Origin of the sequence: Allostella sp., assembly GCF_041913585.1 — a bacterium.
GTDB lineage: Bacteria > Pseudomonadota > Alphaproteobacteria > ATCC43930 > Allostellaceae > Allostella.
In genome coordinates this window covers 1-16,444 of record NZ_JAYSFE010000053.1, presented here as the reverse complement: position 1 = coordinate 16,444, position 16,444 = coordinate 1, and the positions used below count along the sequence as shown (strand labels likewise).

General features: G+C 71.8%; 16 protein-coding genes. 8 read left to right on the top strand and 8 right to left on the bottom strand.

Annotation, left to right across the window (positions count from 1 at the left end):
- On the bottom strand, positions 1-801 hold the full coding sequence (gene hisN, locus ACE3Q3_RS12010) for a histidinol-phosphatase (protein ID WP_374446255.1): 801 nt from the start codon (positions 799-801) through the stop codon (positions 1-3).
- Positions 798-1,331, bottom strand: coding sequence for a cytochrome c family protein (locus tag ACE3Q3_RS12005; RefSeq protein ID WP_374446253.1), 534 nt, complete (start codon positions 1,329-1,331; stop codon positions 798-800). The genes hisN and ACE3Q3_RS12005 overlap by 4 nt, the downstream gene beginning before the upstream one ends.
- 235 nt (positions 1,332-1,566) lie before the next feature.
- Between ACE3Q3_RS12005 and ACE3Q3_RS12000 the strand changes: the two genes are divergently transcribed.
- Positions 1,567-2,322: a 3-deoxy-manno-octulosonate cytidylyltransferase gene (locus ACE3Q3_RS12000; protein ID WP_374446250.1), complete on the top strand. Its 756-nt coding sequence runs from the start codon at positions 1,567-1,569 to the stop codon at positions 2,320-2,322.
- A 25-nt stretch (positions 2,323-2,347) separates the two neighbouring features.
- Complete coding sequence (locus ACE3Q3_RS11995) at positions 2,348-3,214, top strand: prephenate dehydratase (protein ID WP_374446247.1); 867 nt, start codon at positions 2,348-2,350, stop codon at positions 3,212-3,214.
- On the opposite strand, the gene ACE3Q3_RS11990 is transcribed toward ACE3Q3_RS11995, so the two are convergent.
- The 6 genes from ACE3Q3_RS11990 to ACE3Q3_RS11965 form a co-directional block, all read right to left on the bottom strand.
- On the bottom strand, positions 3,181-4,083 hold the full coding sequence (locus ACE3Q3_RS11990; RefSeq protein ID WP_374446244.1) for an alpha/beta hydrolase: 903 nt from the start codon (positions 4,081-4,083) through the stop codon (positions 3,181-3,183). The genes ACE3Q3_RS11995 and ACE3Q3_RS11990 overlap by 34 nt on opposite strands.
- Before the next feature lie 49 nt (positions 4,084-4,132).
- A complete protein-coding gene (nudC, locus tag ACE3Q3_RS11985; RefSeq protein ID WP_374446241.1) occupies positions 4,133-5,056 on the bottom strand; it encodes an NAD(+) diphosphatase in 924 nt (307 codons plus the stop codon).
- Between the two features lie 76 nt (positions 5,057-5,132).
- Entirely contained in the window at positions 5,133-7,658 is a 2,526-nt protein-coding gene (locus tag ACE3Q3_RS11980; protein WP_374446238.1) for an Ig-like domain-containing protein, read from the bottom strand.
- Positions 7,659-7,967: 309 nt separating this feature from the next.
- Positions 7,968-8,948, bottom strand: coding sequence for an ABC transporter ATP-binding protein (locus ACE3Q3_RS11975; RefSeq protein WP_374446235.1), 981 nt, complete (start codon positions 8,946-8,948; stop codon positions 7,968-7,970).
- Positions 8,945-9,931 (bottom strand): ABC transporter ATP-binding protein, encoded by a 987-nt coding sequence (locus ACE3Q3_RS11970; protein WP_374446230.1) that lies wholly within the window; start codon positions 9,929-9,931, stop codon positions 8,945-8,947. Before ACE3Q3_RS11970 ends, ACE3Q3_RS11975 begins: the two co-directional genes overlap by 4 nt.
- A 19-nt stretch (positions 9,932-9,950) precedes the next feature.
- A complete protein-coding gene (locus ACE3Q3_RS11965; protein ID WP_374446227.1) occupies positions 9,951-10,697 on the bottom strand; it encodes a DUF1028 domain-containing protein in 747 nt (248 codons plus the stop codon).
- Between the two features lie 122 nt (positions 10,698-10,819).
- Here ACE3Q3_RS11965 and ACE3Q3_RS11960 point away from each other — a divergent pair, with 122 nt between their 5' ends.
- The 6 genes from ACE3Q3_RS11960 (at position 10,820) to ACE3Q3_RS11935 (ending at position 16,442) form a co-directional block, all read left to right on the top strand.
- The gene (locus tag ACE3Q3_RS11960) at positions 10,820-11,551 is read left to right on the top strand and encodes a DUF1028 domain-containing protein (protein WP_374446224.1); all 732 of its coding nucleotides are present in this window, start codon (positions 10,820-10,822) and stop codon (positions 11,549-11,551) included.
- Entirely contained in the window at positions 11,548-12,231 is a 684-nt protein-coding gene (locus ACE3Q3_RS11955) for a DUF1028 domain-containing protein (protein WP_374446222.1), read from the top strand. Before ACE3Q3_RS11960 ends, ACE3Q3_RS11955 begins: the two co-directional genes overlap by 4 nt.
- A 52-nt stretch (positions 12,232-12,283) precedes the next feature.
- Positions 12,284-13,777: an ABC transporter substrate-binding protein gene (locus ACE3Q3_RS11950; protein ID WP_374446219.1), complete on the top strand. Its 1,494-nt coding sequence runs from the start codon at positions 12,284-12,286 to the stop codon at positions 13,775-13,777.
- A 16-nt stretch (positions 13,778-13,793) separates the two neighbouring features.
- Entirely contained in the window at positions 13,794-14,708 is a 915-nt protein-coding gene (locus tag ACE3Q3_RS11945; RefSeq protein ID WP_374446216.1) for an ABC transporter permease, read from the top strand.
- A gap of 5 nt (positions 14,709-14,713) precedes the next feature.
- Positions 14,714-15,556, top strand: coding sequence for an ABC transporter permease (locus tag ACE3Q3_RS11940; RefSeq protein WP_374446212.1), 843 nt, complete (start codon positions 14,714-14,716; stop codon positions 15,554-15,556).
- Between the two features lie 112 nt (positions 15,557-15,668).
- Complete coding sequence (locus ACE3Q3_RS11935; RefSeq protein ID WP_374446209.1) at positions 15,669-16,442, top strand: GntR family transcriptional regulator; 774 nt, start codon at positions 15,669-15,671, stop codon at positions 16,440-16,442.
- Positions 16,443-16,444: the final 2 nt, after the last annotated feature.

Sequence of the window (16,444 nt, the reverse complement as noted above, 5' to 3'; positions counted from 1 at the left end):
TCAGCCGGCCGCTTCCGACCGCCATGCCAGGCATTCGAGGGCGGCGGCATGGGCGCGGACATCGCCGGCGATGGCCGAACGCTTGCCCGAGCCGAGGCGGAGCGGCCGCCCGTCCCAATCGGTCGCGATGCCGCCCGCCCCCTCGATCACCGGGACGAGGGCGCAGAAGTCGTAGGGCTGGAGCGAGGATTCGACGACGAGGTCGGCATGGCCGGAGGCCACCATCGCCGTGGCGTAGCAGTCCGTGCCCCACCGCATGAGCTTGACGCTACGCCGCAGCCGCTCGAACGCGTCGACCTCCGCGCCCTTGAACATGTCGGGCGAGGTCGCGAAGAGCGTCGCCCGGTCCAGCCGGTCGCAGGCGCGGGCGCGGACCGGCCGGCCGTTCAGCGTCGTGCCATGGCCCTCGGCCCCCAGCCATCGCTCGCCGGAAATCGGCTGGTCGATCACGCCGAGCACGGGGCGGCCGCCCTGGAGCAGGGCGATCAGGGTTCCGAACACGGGCACGCCGGAAATGAACGCCTTGGTACCGTCGATCGGGTCGAGCACCCAGACGAACTCGGCGTCGAGCCGGACGGCGCCGTGTTCCTCGCCGAGGATGCCGTGGTCGGGAAACGCGTCCCCGATCAGCCGGCGCATGGCCGTCTCGGCATCGCGGTCGGCGATCGTGACGGGGCTCTCGTCGGCCTTGTCGTCGATCGCGACACCGGAGCGGAAATGCGGCCGGATGACCGCGCCCGCGGCGTCGGCCAGACGCCCGGCCAGCGCCAGCGCGCCGGCCGGGAAGGACGCCGCGGTCACGGCAGCGGCTTGGGACTGGCGCTCAGCGACCGCAGATACGCGATGAGGGCGGCGCGGTCGCTGGCCTTCGGCAGGCCGGCGAAGGCCATCTTGGTGCCGGGCGCGTACGCCTTCGGGTTGGCGAGGAACTGGTTCAACTCCTCGTAGTCCCAGTTGCCCGGCTTGTTCTTGATGGCGTCGGAATAGGCGAAGCCCTCCGCGTGCGCGTGCTTGGCGCCGACGATGTCCCACAGGTTCGGGCCGACGCGGTTGGGGCCGCCCTGGGTGAAGGTGTGGCAGGCGGTGCACTTCTTCGACTGGGTCTCGCCGGCCGCCACGTCCGCCGCCGCCAGGAGGGGCGCGATCGGCTCGATCGGGGCCGGGCCCGTGGCGGCGGCCGGCGCCGCCGCCTGGCCCACGCCCTCGACCTTGTAGACGCTCTGCTCGAGCTTGTGCGGATGCACGAGGATGCCGGCGATGAAGCCGCTGGTCATGGCGATGATGCCGGCCGTCAGCACCGCCGCAGCGATCTTGTTCGTCTCCAGGTTCATGGCCGCGACCTCGTACTCCCGCTGGGCTTCATCGGACGGCTCGACACCGCGCCCGGCCGGCCGCTCGCGCACGCCACCGGCGGGCGCCCGGGCCGCTCCGGGAACCGCCATGAGATACATGCGAAAGCCGCTGACAGCATCAGGAAAATGTGCTTCATCCGGTCGCGCCGCGGATGCCAAGCCTCTGGAAAGGCGGGGATTTCCGCTGCGGCATAACGACGCACGGCGGCCCGACGTGACCCTTCCCGCGCACCCCATCGTGGTGATCCCCGCCCGGCTGGCGGCGACCCGCCTGCCGAACAAGCCGCTCGCCGACATCCACGGCGAACCGATGATCGTCCATGTCTGGCGCCGCGCCATGGAGGCGGCGATCGGTCCCGTCCTGGTCGCCGCCGGCGACCCGCCGATCGTCGACGCCATCGAGCGCGCGGGCGGACGCGCGATCCTGACCGACCCCGAGCTGCCGCGCGGCAGCGACCGGGTGTGGGCGGCCCTGCAGGCCTTCGATCCCGCGGGCCGGCACGACGCGATCGTCAACGTGCAGGGCGACCTGCCGACGATCGACCCGGCGGTCGTCCGCCGCGCGCTCGACCCGCTGGCCGACCCGGCCGTCGCGATCGCGACGCTCGCCGCCGAGATCACGCGCGACGAGGAGCGCACCAATCCCAACGTCGTCAAGGCGGTGGCGCCGCTGGCGCCGGGCCGGCCGATCGCCCGCGCCCTCTACTTCACGCGCGCCACGGCGCCGTCGGGCGAGGGGCCGCTCTACCACCACATCGGGCTCTACGCCTTCCGGCGCGAGGCGCTGGAACGGTTCGTCGCCCTGCCGCAGGGCATCCTCGAGCAGCGCGAGAGCCTGGAGCAGCTGCGCGCCCTCGAGGCCGGCATGCGCATCGACGTGGCGCTGGTCGAGACCGTTCCGCTCGGCGTCGACACGCCGGCCGACCTGGAACGGGCGCGGGCGATGCTCGCGCCCAGGGCCGCCCGCTGAGAGATCATCGAAGGAAGTCACCGCCGTGAACACGCGATCACCCCGACGCATCGCCTTCCAGGGCCAGCTCGGCGCCTATTCGCACCTCGCCTGCCGGCACGCCCGGCCGGACTACGAGCCCTTGCCCTGCGCCGCCTTCGAGGACGCCTTCGCCGCCGTCGCCGAGGGCGCGGCGCAGCTGGCGATGATCCCGATCGACAATTCCGTGGCCGGCCGGGTGGCGGACATCCACCACCTGATGCCGCATTCGGGCCTGCACATCGTCGGCGAACATTTCGAGCCGGTGCGCCACCATCTGCTGGCGATGCCTGGGGCGACCCTGTCCGACCTGCGCCAGGTGCGCAGCCATATCCATGCCCTGCCGCAGTGCCGCGACTTCCTCCGCCGCCACGGGCTGGAGGCGGTGGTGGCGGCGGACACGGCCGGCGCCGCGCGCGACGTCGCTGCCCTCCGCGACCCGACGGTCGGCGCCATCGCCTCCTCGCTCGCGGGTGAAATCTACGGCCTCGTCTCGCTGGCCGCCGACATCGCCGACGCCGCCGACAACACGACGCGCTTCGTCGTCCTGGCGCGCGAGCCCGACGTGCCCGAGCCCGGGTCGGGACCGCTCGTCACGACCTTCGTCTTCCGGGTCCGCAGCGTGCCGGCGGCCCTCTACAAGGCGCTCGGCGGTTTCGCCACCAACGGCGTCAACATGACGAAGCTCGAGAGCTACATGGTCCAGGGCCGCTTCGAGGCGACCCAGTTCTATGCCGACGTCGAGGGCCATCCCGAGGACCGGTCGCTGCGGCTGGCGCTGGAGGAACTGCGCTTCTTCTCGCGCGACCTGCGCATCCTCGGCGTCTATCCGGCCCATCCCTACCGCGCGGCGAATCCTTCCGAAGCCGACTGAACGCCCGGCGCCGCGGGCAGGTCGGCGACGAACCGGGCGAGTTCGCTGGCGACCGGCGGGTCGTCGCGGGAGAGGGGCGAGAAGGCGAGGACGGTCCCCGCATGTCCGGTGCCGGCATGCAGGCGGAGCGTGACCGGCACGCCCAGCGACCGCATGCGCTCGGCCAGCCGGTGCGAATTGCGCGGCAGGACCGTGTCGTCGTCGCCGCCATGGACCAGCAGGGTCGGCGGGGCGCCGGCCGCGGCGACCCGCACCGGCTGGGTCGCCTCGGGGCTCTCGACATGCCCGAACACGCGGCGGGTGACCGGATCGGCGAGGGGCAGGAAGTCGTAGGGTCCGGACAGGCCGACGAACCCGGCGATCGCCGCCCGGTCGATGCCGTGGGCCGCCAGCCATTTCGGCTCGGTCGCCACCATCGCGGCGTTGTAGGCGCCGGCGGAATGGCCCATCAGCACGATCCGCCCCGGGTCGCCGCCGAGGTCGGTCGCGTTCCGCACCGTCCAGGCGACGGCGGCGGCGACGTCCTCGACGAAGCCGGGCCAGCGTCCTTCCGGATGCAGCCGGTAGTCCGGAACGACCGCGACATAGCCGCGCGTCGCCAGTTCCTGGCCGACGAAGCGGTACTGCCCGCGCCGCCCCTCGCTCCAGGAGCCGCCGTGGACGAACACCACCACCGCCGGCGGCCGGGCGCCCGGCGCCGGGAGGTAGAGGTCGAGCCGCTGCCGCGGGCCGGGCCCGTAGGCGACCCCGAGCCGCCGCTCCTCCGCCGTGGTCGCGACGACGGCGTCGAGCAGGTCGAGCGGGGCGCAGCCGGCAAGCGCCAGGGAGCCGAGCAGCGGGCGGGCGAGGGTCGAGAGGAAGGACGTCATTGCCGCTTCTACGCGGTGGGGCGCCCTTCCGGATCGGCTGCCGGCGGCCTCAGACCGGAACCTCGCCCTTCAACCAGTCCTCGACCAGGCGGCGCGCGATCGAATCCGGCCGCGGCAGGCGGAAGCGGTCGTCGGCCGGATGGGCGAGGATCCAGTCGCGGTCGTACCAGGCCGCCCGCTCCAGCTCGTTGGTGTCGACCACGATCTCGTCGGTGACGGCGCGGGCATGGAACCCGAGCATGATCGAGGAGGGAAAGGGCCAGGGCTGCGAGGAGTGGTAGCGGACCTCGTCGACGACGATGCCGGTCTCCTCCCGGACTTCGCGGGCGACCGCGTCCTCCAGGCTCTCGCCCGGCTCGACGAACCCGGCGAGCGTCGAATGCATGCCCGGCGGGAATTGCGGCTGGCGGCCGAGCAGGCAGCGGTCGCCGCGATGGACGAGCATGATGACGGCCGGGTCGGTGCGCGGGAAATGGCTGGCGTTGCAGGCGGGATTGCTGCACCGGCGCTGGTGGCCGGCCTCGCTCGACTGGGTCGGGCTGCCGCAGACGCCGCAGAAGCGGTGCCGGGAATGCCAGTGCAGGATGCCGCGCGCGAAGGCCAGCATGCCGCCCTCGGCATGGCGCAGCGCCGGGCCGACCCGCCTGAGGTCGAAGAAGTCGCCGAGGTCGGCGATGCCGGGCAGCTCCAGCGGCGCCTCCTCCGCCGACAGGTCGACCGCGAAATGCGCGACCCCGTCCTGGGTGCCGAGCAGCGCCACCGTGGCGCCGGCCTCGATCTGCCGGCGGAGCGCGCTCGCCGGCAGCCAGCCGGCGGCCGGCTCGGCGCCGCGGGCGATGAAGTTCTGCGACCGCCAGACCGGCTGGACGCGGGTTTCGGGGTCGGCCAGACGCTCGGCGAGCCAGTCGGCGTCCCGGCGCAGGTGGCTGACCCGGTCGAGACCGCTCGAGGCGTAGAAATTGGGGCGATTCATCGCAGACGACAGTGGCACGCGGCCGGTCCCGCCCGCAATCGCCGCCCCCTGGCAGGGCGGCGATTGCGGGTGGCGGTCACACCAGCAGGAAATCGTCGGCCGACAGGGACGACCGGGTCACGCCGGCCAGCAGGAAGCCGTGGCCGCCGCCGAGATCGACATAGACGCCGTCCGCGGTGTCGGTCGCCCGCGCCAGGAGGTCGGCCGCCGAGGCGATGGCGATGCCGTTGAGGATGCCTCCGGCGTCGAGGTCGATCAGCAGCAGGTCGGCGGCGGGATCGAAGTCGGACACCCGGTCGCTGCCGCTCTCGGCCGCGAACAGGAACCGGTCCGACCCGGCGCCGCCCGCCATCGTGTCGTTGCCGCGATCGCCCGCCAGCAGGTCGTCGTCGGCACCGCCGCTGAGCTGGTCCTCGCCCTGGCCGCCGCGGAGCGTGTCGCGGCCGGCGGCGCCCTCCAGCACGTCGCTGCCCCTGTTGCCGGCCAGCCAGTCGTCGCCATTGTCGCCGTAGAGCCGGTCGCTGCCCTGGCCCCCGAAGACCGTGTCGCCGCCTTCGCCGCCATGGAGCTCGTCGCTGCCGAGGTTGCCGTGCAGCCAGTCGTTGCCGTTGTCGCCGAACAGCCGGTCGCCCTCGCCCTGGCCGAAGACGGTGTCGTCGCCGGCGCCGCCGCGGATCGAGTCGGCCGAGGAACCGCCGTTGACCCAGTCGCTGGCGAAGCCGTGGCCATAGAAGATGCTGCCCGGACCGCCGAAATCGGCCCACGGCACGCCGCGCTCGATCGCGATGGTGAAGGCGCCCGAAAGTTCCGATTCGTTGCCGGCGGCGTCGGTGGCCGTGGCCCAGAAGCGGTAGGTGCCGATCGCGAGCTGGGTCCCGGTATGGTCGAAGACCCAGTTCCCGTCCGCGTCGGTCTCGACCGTCCCGATCCGCAACTCGCCCTTGTACGGGTCGGTGCGATAGAGGTTGATGATCGTGCCCGGTTCGGCCGTGCCGCGGATCAGCAGCGTGCGGTCGGTGGTGGCGTGGCCGGAGGAATTGCCGGCGTTGTCGGTGAAGCCGACGATGGTTGGCGCGTCCGGCGGCACGGTGTCGTTCGGGTCGGTGGGCGCCGGCGGGGTCGTCCGCGGCAGGTTCTGGATGGTCAGGAAGTGGGCGCCGCTGCCGGCGCCGCTGTCGACGATCGCCTCGCCCCGGCCGGGGTCGAAGTCGACCGTGCCCCAGTGCGAACCCGTCAGGTAGAGCTTGCCGTCGCGGATGTCGCTGCCGCCGGCCTGCTCGAACCCGGTCGATCCCCAGTCCGCCGCCGGTTCCGAGGTCTGAACCCAGATCAGCTTGCCGTCGCCGTTGTACTTGGCGGTGAAGTGGTTCGTGGCACCGCCCAGCCCATCGGGCGCCACCAGCTCGAGCGTGCCGGGGCCCGAGTCGAAATCGACCGTCCCCCCGAACGAGCCCGAGACGTAGACGCTGCCATCGCCGTCGACCGACAGCGCCCCGGCCTGCGCGCCGCCGACCTGGGCGATGTCGTCATACGAGAACGCGCCGGTCGTCCGCGCCCACAGCAGATCGCCGTCGGGATCGTACTTGGCGACGAAGTAGTTGTAGACGAAGTCGCCCTGGCCGGTCGCGAGCACCTGCCCGTCCAGCGTCAGGGTGCCGTCGAACCAGCCGGCCAGGAAGATGTTCCCGGAGGCGTCGGTCGCGACATCCGCCACGCTCTCCAGGCCCGAGGAGTCGTCGGCCGTCACCGCCCACCGGAAGTCGCCGTCGGCGTCGTACTTCGCGAGGAAGAAGTTCCCCTGGTCGTAGGCTCCGGTCGCCTCGAGGCTGGTCGTGCCCGGGCCCGGATCGAAGTCGACGGTGCCGGTGAAGTCGCCCGCCACGATCACGTTGCCGTCGGCATCGACGGCGACGGCAGAGGCGGACTCGTCCAGGGTCGAGCTACCGGACGAAACCGCCCACAGCAGGTTGCCGTCGGGATCGTACTTGAGGACGAAAAGGTCCTGGTCCTGCGACGGACCGGTCCCGGTGGAGACGAGCTCGACCGTCCCGGCGCCGGGATCGAAGTCGACCGTCTGGCGGAACGAGCCGACGACGTAGATCGCGTCATTGCCGTCGACCGCGACGTCCTCGGCCCGTTCGTTGAGGGACGAACCATCGGCGGTGCGGGCCCAGACGAGGTCGCCGTCGGCATCGAACTTGGCGACGAAATGGTTCATCTCGGCGCCGAAGCCCTGGCCGGTCGAGGTCAGGGCCGGGACCGCGGTTCCGGGATCGAAGTCGAGCGTCTGCGAGAACCAGCCGACGGCGACCACGTCGTCGTCGCCGTCGACGGCGACGCCGGTGACGGCGGTCGCGTTGCCGTTCGAGGCGCCGCCGGCCGTGCGCAGCCATTCGAGGGCGCCGTCCTCGTCGTACTTGGCGACGAAGCCGGCCTGGTAGCCGGAGTTGGGCGTCGTCCCCTGGAGGACGCCCGTACCGGCGTCGAAATCGACGGTGCCCTTGAAGTGGCCGCCGACATAGGCGCCGCCCGCCGAGTCGGCGGCGACGGTGCTGCCGCTCGAAGTGCCGGAACCGCCTCCGGATATTGCCAGAATCGCCACGCCGCCCCCCGCTGATGTCTGCGCTAACACGGGGAGTCTAGGCGGCACGTCCAGTGGTAGTGTCAGAAATGAATCTGGCTCGCACTTGCAGCGTCGATTTGTCGCAAGGAAGCGGAGATCATCAACCTGACGGCGCAATGGATGCGTGCGGCCCCAGCCGACGCGGGATCGTCACGGATCTGTCACAACCACTGGCGTGGGTGGGGCCGGCGCCCGGTGCCGACGCAGCGCAACCGAATCGCCGCCGGCCGCGGTGAAGGCTGCGACCAGAACGTGTATCCGGGTGCCCTGCCCCGGGAAGGGGACCCTTCAGCCCAGGTCCGGGCGCGCGTCGGCGACGTGGCAGGCGACGTCCCGCCCCGCCACGCGGCGCAGGGCCGGCCGTTCGCTGCGGCAACGGTCGATCGCCAGCGGGCAGCGCGGGTGGAACGGGCATCCCGACGGCGGGTTCATGGCGCTCGGAATCTCGCCGCGGACGGCGGCCCGCCGCCGCGGCCGGTCCGGGCGCGGCAGCGGGGCGGCGGCCAGCAGCGCCTCGGTGTAGGGATGGAGCGGGTGGCCATAGACGATGTCCTTCGGCCCGATCTCGACGATCCGGCCGAGATACATGACCGCGACCCGGTCGGAGATGTGCCGGACGATCCTCAGGTCGTGCGAGACGAAGACGTAGGCGAGGCCGCGGTCGCGCTGAAGGTCGCGCAGCAGGTTGACGACCTGCGCCTGCACCGAGACGTCGAGCGCCGACACCGGTTCGTCGCAGACGACGAGGTCGGGATCGAGGGCAAGCGCGCGGGCGATTCCGATGCGCTGCCGCTGGCCGCCCGAGAACTGGTGCGCGTAGCGCCGTCCGTGCTCGGGCGCGAGGCCGACCATCTCCAGCAGTTCCGGCGCGCGGCGCTGCCGCTCGGCGCGCGGCCGACCGGCGAGGAGCAGCGGCTCGGTCACGATCGCGTCGACCCGCATCCGCGGGTTGAGGGAGCCGAACGGGTCCTGGAAGATCATCTGGAAGCGCCGCCGGAGCGCCGGCAGCGTGGCACCGTCGGCGGCGGTCAGGTCGGTACCGTCGAAACGGACCGTGCCGGCGGTGGGCTCGAGGAGGCGGATCAGCAGCCGTCCCAGGGTCGACTTGCCGCAGCCGCTCTCGCCGACCAGTCCCAGCACCTCGCCGCGGGCGACCGTCAGATCGACCCCGTCGACGGCGCGCACGGTGCCGACCCGGCGCATGCCGAGCGCCCCGCCGAGCACGGGAAAGTGCTTGGTCAGCCCTTCGGCCCGCAGCAACTCGGTCATGCCGGTGCCCGTCCGCGTCCGTCGTCGCCGACCGGACGGATGCAGGCTGCCTCGTGGCCGGGCGCGATCTCGGTCAGCGGCGGTTCCGCCGCCCGGCACGGGGCGACGGCGCGCGGGCAGCGCGGCGCGAAGCGGCAGCCGGGCGGCATCGCCCCCGGAGCCGGCACCGAACCCTCGATCACCGCCAGTCGGTCGGAGGTGCCCTCGTCGGGGATGCAGTCGAGGAGGGCGGCCGTATAGGGATGGGCGGCGGCGGCGAAGAGGCGCGCCGTTCCCGTGCGCTCCGCCACCCGGCCGGCATAGAGCACGACGACGCGGTGCGCGTGCTCGGCGACGACGCCGAGATCGTGGGTGATGAAGAGGATGCCCATCCCGAACTCCTGCTGGAGGTCGGCCAGCAGGTCCATGATCTGGGCCTGGATGGTGACGTCGAGCGCGGTGGTCGGCTCGTCGGCGATCAGCAGCGCCGGCCGGCAGGCCAGCGCGGCCGCGATCATCACGCGCTGGCGCATCCCTCCCGACAGGCGGTGCGGGTAGTCGTCGGCGCGCTGGGCGGCCGACGGGATGCCGACCCGGTCGAGAAGGCGGATCGCCTCGGCCCGGGCCTCGCGGCGGGACAGGCCGCGGTGCAGGCGCAGGGGCTCCATGACGTGGCCGCCCACCGACAGCAGCGGGTTCAGCGACGACATCGGCTCCTGGAAGATCATGGCGATGCGGTCGCCGCGCAGCTTCGCGAGCTCGCGCTCCGGCAGGCCGACGAGATCGCGCCCGGCGAAACGGACATGGCCGCCGGCGATCCGCCCCGGTTCCTGCAGCAGGCCCATGACGGCGAGCGCGGTGACGCTCTTGCCGCTGCCGCTCTCGCCGACGAGTGCTACGGTCTCGCCGGCATCGACGGCGAAGCCGACCCGGTCGACGACGACGCTCGGCCGCCGCGTCTCGCCGAAGGCGACGGAGAGGGCGTCGATCTCGAGCAGCGCCATCGCCGGCCGGGACGCGGGCTCAGCCCGGCCGCTTGCCGGCGGCGCGCGCCGCCGCGACATGGGCCGGCGGCACGCCGAACTGGCGCTCGATGCCGCGTTCCTTCAGCCAGTCCTTGTGGCGGCCGACGCGCGGGTTGTTGCAGCGTTCGGCATAGAACGGCACGAGCGGCTGGAACCAGTCGAACTGGCGCCGCAGTTCGGCGATCGGCTCCATGGCGTGGTCGACGCGCAGGTCGATGCGGGCCACCGCCTGGTTGTCGTAGACGAGGATCGCGGCCGAAGTCTGGCCTTCGACCTGGCCGCCGGAGTCGCGCCCGGCCTCGATCGCCCGCATCAGCCGCTCGTCGAACGGCTGGTCGGCATGGGCGAGATAGGCGTCGTGGATCGCCTGCACGACGTGGGCGCCCTCCAGCAGGTTGCCCATGGCGACGAAGCCGTCGCCGACGATGTGGCCGGCCCATTCGCGATTGCGCAGGCCGGTGCGGGCGAGCGCGGTGCCGTGGACGTCGATGACCGCGATCTGGCGATATTCGACGTCGACGTCGCTGTCCTCCAGTTCGCGCATCACCTTGGGCGCCTTGAACCCCATCTCCAGCAGCTTCATGCCGACGCGTGCGATGCGCGGCTCCGGCGTCGCCTGGTGGGCGATGACCCCGACATTGTGCATGACGTGGACGCAGCGCGAGCCGACGGCGGGCGAACTGGTCGCGATGCAGATGCCGAGCGAGCCGGTGGTGGGACAGCGGGCCGCGACGGTGAAAGTCATCTCGCCTCCTCTGCCGGCGGGCTGCCGGTCGAATTGTCCGGACGACCATACATTCGGTCATTGTCGGCCGCAACTGCGTCCGCTATCGTTCCTCCCGGGCAACCATGGGGAGCCAGGAAGCAATGCTGGGGCCATTCGGAGAGGAATTCTCCACGTTCGCCATTTCGGCGCGCTGTCCCGACACGGGCAAGTTCGGCGTCGCCATCTCGACGCGCCCGATGTGCGTCGGTGCCCGCTGCCCCTTCGTCCGCCCCGGCCGCGGCGTCGTCGTCACCATGGCGGTGACCGATCCCCGCCTCGGGCCGCTGGGCCTGCGGCTGCTCGACCTCGGCTACTCGGCCCAGCGGGTGCTGGACGAGATTGCGGCGAGCGACCCGCACGTCGAGTACCGCCAGCTCTCGGTCATCGACCGCGACGGCAACGCCGTCGCGCGCACCGGCTCGGACAACAAGGACTGGTCGGGCCATTTCTGCGAGCCGAACATGGTCGCGATGGGCAACGGCCTGATTTCCGAGCGCACTGCGTCGGCGATGGCCGACATCTTCCGCAAGACGGCGGGCGACGACCTCGAGGAGCGCCTGATGGCGGCGCTGGAGGCCGGCCGCGACGCCGGCGGCCAGCATGGCGGCCAGCATTCCGCGGCGCTGCTGGTCTACCGGACGCAGGAGTATCCGCTGGTCGACCTCCGGGTCGACGACCATGCGGAGCCGATCGGCGAGCTCCGCCGGATGTTCGACATCTACCGGCCGCAGATCGAGTACTACGAGACCCGGCCCTGGCAGCCCTGGGCGCTCGGCGTCGTCGAGGACTGGGTGGCGGCCCGCGCCGCCGCCCGGAAGGGGGCGCAGTCATGACCTTCACCGTCGTCGGCCGCTGCCCGCGGACCAAGATGCTGGGCGTCGCCATGGCGACCCATGCGCCCGCCGTCGGCAACCGCTGCCCGGTCGTCATTCCGCGCATGGGCGCGGCCTCCGTGCAGGCGATCGCCGACCCGCGCCTGACGCTGCTCTGCACGAAGCTCATCGGCCTCGGCTACCATGCCGGCAAGATCATCCAGGAGCTGGAGACGAGCGACCCGAACGCGCCCTTGCGCCAGATCGGCGTCGTCGACGCCTGGGGCAACGCCGCCGCCATGACCGGGTCGGGCAACGGCGCCTATGCCGGGCACATCCTGGGCCAGGGCTGGCTCGTCATGGGCAACGGCGTCATCGGCGCCGGGGTCATCGAGGCGATGGCCGCGTCGATGGCGGCCACCGGCGACGAGCTGCTGGAAGAGCGGCTGGTCCGCGCGGTCGAGGCCGGCGGCGCTGCCGGCGGCCAGGCCGACGGCCACTTCTCGTCCTCGATCCTGGTCTATGGCGACGAGCCCTTCGCCTACATCGACCTCCGCGTCGACGTCCACGCGGAGCCGATCGGCGAGCTGCGCCGCATCTTCGAGTGGTTCCGGCCGCTGCTGCCCTACTACGCCGAGCGGCCCTACAACCCGCGCCTGCCCCGCGACGACCGCTGGCGCGAGCAGCAGGTCCGGCAGTGACCCGGCCCTGATCCGCCCGACCCTCACCTCCAGCCCGAAGGGAGATACCCGCATGCGACGTCTCATCGGGGCAGCCGCCCTCGCCGCCACGGTCCTCGCCGGTCCCTGCCTTGCCCAGGCCAAGGACGACACGCTGGTGGTGGGGGCCGCGGTCTTCACCGATTCGCTGAGCCCGGCCGCCGGCGGCTACATCACCCTCAGCCTCGTCTACCAGACCTGGGAGCCGCTGGTCGCCCGCGACGCCGACGACAAGCTGGTGCCGTCCCTGGCCGAACGCTGGGAGGCCCTGAGCCCCACCCACTGGCGCTTCCACCTGCGGCGCGGCGTCAAGTGGCACGACGGCACGCCCTTCACCGCGGCCGACGTCAAGTTCACCGTCGACTACGTCACCGACCCCAAGACGGTCTATGTCCGCAAGGGCCGCATCGCCGGCATCGTCGGCACCGACGTGGTCGACGACCATACGGTCGACATCCGCACGGCCAAGCCGGCGCCGCTGCTGCTGCGCGGCCTGGCCGACATCGCCATCGAGCAGAAGGCGACGACCGAGAAGCTGGGCCAGAAGGAGGCCCATCGCCGGCCGGTCGGCACCGGCCCGTGGAAGTACCAGGAGTGGGTGGCCGGCGACCATTACGACCTCGTCGCCAACCCCGACTACTGGGGCGGGCCGCCGGCGATGAAGAAGCTGCGCATCCGCGCCATCTCGGAGGGTGCCACCCGCGTTGCCTCGCTGATCGCCGGCGAGACCCACATCATCGAGGAGGTGCCGGTCGACCTCCTGCCGTCGGTCGAGCGCCGCCGCAACCTCAAGATCGACGCCACCGAATCCTCGGTCAGCCTCGTCCTCACCTTCGACACCCGCAAGCCGCCCTTCGACGACGTGCGGGTGCGCCGGGCGGTGGACCATGCGATCGACAAGAAGACCCTGCTGCAGCAGATGCTGGGCGGCTACGGCTCGGTGCTCGACGGCCAGCTCGTGACCAAGGCGACGTTCGGACACAACCCGAAGCTCCAGGCCCGGCCCTTCGATCCGGCCAAGGCGAAGGCGCTGCTGGCGGAAGCGGGCCATGCCGGCGGCTTCGACACCAAGATCAACACGCTCTCCGGCCGCTACCTCTCCGACGTCGACATCGCCAATGCCGCGGCCGGCATGATGAGCGCGGTCGGCATCCGGACGACGGTCAACGTCGTCGAGGGCGGGGTGTGGTCGCAGCTCGACCGCAACAAGGAGCAGGGGCCGATGTACCAGATCGGCTGGTTCAGCGTCGGCGACGCCGACTTCAACACCGTCTGGTACACCGAGGCCAGCAAGCGCAACTACTGGACGAACGCCGAGTTCGACCGGCTCTGGCAGGAAGGCCGCTCGACCATCGACGAGGGCAAGCGGCTGGCCGCCTACCATCGCATGATGGAGATCATGCACGACGAGCTGCCGTCGATCTTCCTCTTCGGCCTGCCGCGCATTTCCGCTCGCCAGGTCGCCGTCGAGGGCTGGCAGCCCTCGCGCGATTCGCTGCTGCGCCTGCACAAGGTCCGGGTCAAGTAGGCGAGGCGCACCCGGCATGCGCTACGTCCTCAGGCGCCTCCTGCTGGTGCCGGTCCCGCTCCTCCTGGTGGTGGCGTTCGTCTTCGCCGTGCTGCGGCTGACGGGCGATCCGGTCGCGATCTATCTCGGGCTGGACGCCACCCCGGAGCAGGAGGAGCTGCTCCGGGCGGAGCTGCATCTCGACGAGCCGATCCCGTTGCAGTTCGCCTGGTTCCTGGCCGACCTGCTGCGCGGCGACTTCGGCACCAGCATCCAGTTCAAGACGCCGGCCATGCAGATCGTGGCCGAACGCCTGGAGGCGACGCTGGTGCTGCTCGGTCTCGGCCTCGGGCTCGCGGTCGTGCTGGGGGTGCTGGCGGGCCTCGCCTGCGCGGTGTGGAAGGACCGCCTGCCCGACTTCGTGCTGTCGATCCTGGCGGTCGCCGGCCAGTCGATGCCGAGCTTCTGGCTCGGCATCCTGCTGATCCAGCTCTTCGCGCTCGACCTCGGCTGGCTGCCGACCTCCGGCCGCGGCGGCTGGGCGCATCTCGTGCTGCCGACCGTGACGCTGGCGACCTTCCTGGTGCCGAACTTCGTCCTCGTCACCCGGATCAGCGTGCTGGAGACGATGCGCGAGCAGTTCGTCGCGACCGCCCGCGCCCGCGGGGCGGGCGCTGGGCGGACGCTCTGGCTCCACGTCCTGCCGAACGCCATCAACCCCGTGGTCAGCCTCGTCGGGCTGCAGCTCGGGCGGCTGATGGGCGGCGCCGTGGTCACCGAATCGATCTTCGCCTGGCCCGGCGTCGGCCGGCTGATGGTGAGCGCCATCTTCCAGCGCGACGTGCCGATCGTCGTCGCCTCGGTCTTCATCGTCGCGGTGACGATCGTGCTCGCCAACCTGCTGGTCGACCTCGTCCAGGCGGCGATCGATCCGCGCATCCGCATGCGGTGACGGCGATGCGCTGGTTCGGCCCGCACCTCAAGATCGGGATCGGCGTGCTGCTGGTGCTGGGAATGGCCCTCGTCGCGGTCTCGGCCGACTGGCTGGCGCCGCACGATCCCTATGCCCAGAACCTGATGATGCGTCTCCGGCCGCCGGTCTGGGCCGACCGGGGAACCTGGGCGCATCCGCTGGGCACCGACAATTTCGGCCGCGACCTCCTGTCCCGGCTGATCCACGGCTCGCGCCTGTCGATCGCCGTCGGCCTGCTGGCGATGCTGGTGGCGCTCTCGATCGGCACCCTGCTAGGGCTGCTGGCGGGATATCTCGGCGGCCGCGTCGAGCAGGTCGTCATGCGCTTCGCCGACGCCTATCAGGCGATCCCCGAGATCCTGCTGGCGATCGTCATCGTCGCCGTCTTCGGCGGCGGCATCACCGTGCTCATCCTGGTGCTGGGCTTCGCCGGCTGGGAGACCTACACGCGCGTCGTCTTCAACCTCACCCGCTCGCTGCGCGAACGGCCCTATGTCGAGGCGGCGGTCGCGTCCGGCGCCGGCGGCCGCTACGTCATGGCGCGGCACATCCTGCCGCAGATGGCGCCCGTGCTGACGGTGATCGCCACCCTCCAGGTGGCCCAGCTCATCCTGCAGGAGACGGCGCTGAGCTTCCTCGGGCTGGGGCTGCCGCCGCCGACGGCGACCTGGGGCAACATCCTCGCGGAAGGTCGCGACCGGCTGCTGGTGGCGCCGTGGATCGCCAATCTCGCCGGCGGCGCGATCATCCTGCTGGTCCTCGGCGTCAACCTGCTCGGCAACGGCCTGCGCGAGACGCTGGACCCCAACCGCGCCGGCCGCGGCTGACGCCCCGGCGGGCGGAAATGGCCCGGCGCCTCGACGGGTCCGGCCGCCGAGGCTAGGTTCCGGCCTCCCCGGATGACCCGGTCCCCGGAGCATCCGATGCGAAAGGACTGCGATGCGGCGTGACCCGGTGCCGGCCTACTACCGAATCTACCAGGTGCTGCGCGAACGCATCGGCGCCGGGCAGTATCCGGTCGGTACGCGCCTGCCGACCGACCACGAGATCATGGCCGAGTTCGGCGTCAGCCGGCACACCGCCCGCTCGGCCGTCGAGGAACTGGTGACGCGCCAGCTGGTGCGGCGATTTCCGGGTCGCGGCACCTTCATCCTCGAAAGCAACCCGGCGAAGCCCGACTGGAGCGCGCGCGCGCTCGAGGACCTGCAGATCCTCGACCCGGAGGCGCGTTTCGTCCTGCACGGGATCGGGATGCTGGAGCCGGGCGCGGCCCCGGTCGCGGCGGCGATGCTGCGCCTGGAAGCGGACCAGCCGGTGTTCCGCATCGCCTGGAGCCGGGTCCGCCCGGAGGGTCCGATCGCCTATTGCGCGGCCCATGTGCCGGGGGCGCTGGCGCGCCGCCTGCCGCCCGACCTCGGCACGCTGCTGCAGACCTCGCGCACCATCCCGCTGATCGAGAAGCATTGCGGCGTGCAGGCGTTCCGGGTCCGCCAGGTGTCGTCGGCGGTCGCCGCCGACGCCGAGATGGCAGCCCGACTGGAGATGGCGCCGGGGACGCCGGTCCTGCTGCTCCAGCGCACCTACTTCGATGTCGAGGGGACGCCGATCTACTATTCCGACCTGTTCGTCCGCAGCGACCGGTTCCAGCCCAGGATCGAGCTGTTCCGCTTCCGCCAGCAGGTCGGGCTCGCCCGCACCCGGCCGGCCGACTGAAC

What these genes read in the sequence shown, in the direction of transcription:
- ACE3Q3_RS12005 (WP_374446253.1), bottom strand. Translation starts at nt 1,331, where the DNA reads ATGAACCTGGAGACGAACAAGATCGCTGCGGCGGTGCTGACGGCCGGC.
- ACE3Q3_RS11990 (WP_374446244.1), bottom strand. Translation starts at nt 4,083, where the DNA reads ATGACGTCCTTCCTCTCGACCCTCGCCCGCCCGCTGCTCGGCTCCCTG.
- nudC (WP_374446241.1), bottom strand. Translation starts at nt 5,056, where the DNA reads ATGAATCGCCCCAATTTCTACGCCTCGAGCGGTCTCGACCGGGTCAGC.
- ACE3Q3_RS11975 (WP_374446235.1), bottom strand. Translation starts at nt 8,948, where the DNA reads ATGACCGAGTTGCTGCGGGCCGAAGGGCTGACCAAGCACTTTCCCGTG.
- ACE3Q3_RS11970 (WP_374446230.1), bottom strand. Translation starts at nt 9,931, where the DNA reads ATGGCGCTGCTCGAGATCGACGCCCTCTCCGTCGCCTTCGGCGAGACG.
- ACE3Q3_RS11965 (WP_374446227.1), bottom strand. Translation starts at nt 10,697, where the DNA reads ATGACTTTCACCGTCGCGGCCCGCTGTCCCACCACCGGCTCGCTCGGC.
- ACE3Q3_RS11960 (WP_374446224.1), top strand. Translation starts at nt 10,820, where the DNA reads ATGCTGGGGCCATTCGGAGAGGAATTCTCCACGTTCGCCATTTCGGCG.
- ACE3Q3_RS11955 (WP_374446222.1), top strand. Translation starts at nt 11,548, where the DNA reads ATGACCTTCACCGTCGTCGGCCGCTGCCCGCGGACCAAGATGCTGGGC.
- ACE3Q3_RS11950 (WP_374446219.1), top strand. Translation starts at nt 12,284, where the DNA reads ATGCGACGTCTCATCGGGGCAGCCGCCCTCGCCGCCACGGTCCTCGCC.
- ACE3Q3_RS11945 (WP_374446216.1), top strand. Translation starts at nt 13,794, where the DNA reads ATGCGCTACGTCCTCAGGCGCCTCCTGCTGGTGCCGGTCCCGCTCCTC.
- ACE3Q3_RS11940 (WP_374446212.1), top strand. Translation starts at nt 14,714, where the DNA reads ATGCGCTGGTTCGGCCCGCACCTCAAGATCGGGATCGGCGTGCTGCTG.
- ACE3Q3_RS11935 (WP_374446209.1), top strand. Translation starts at nt 15,669, where the DNA reads ATGCGGCGTGACCCGGTGCCGGCCTACTACCGAATCTACCAGGTGCTG.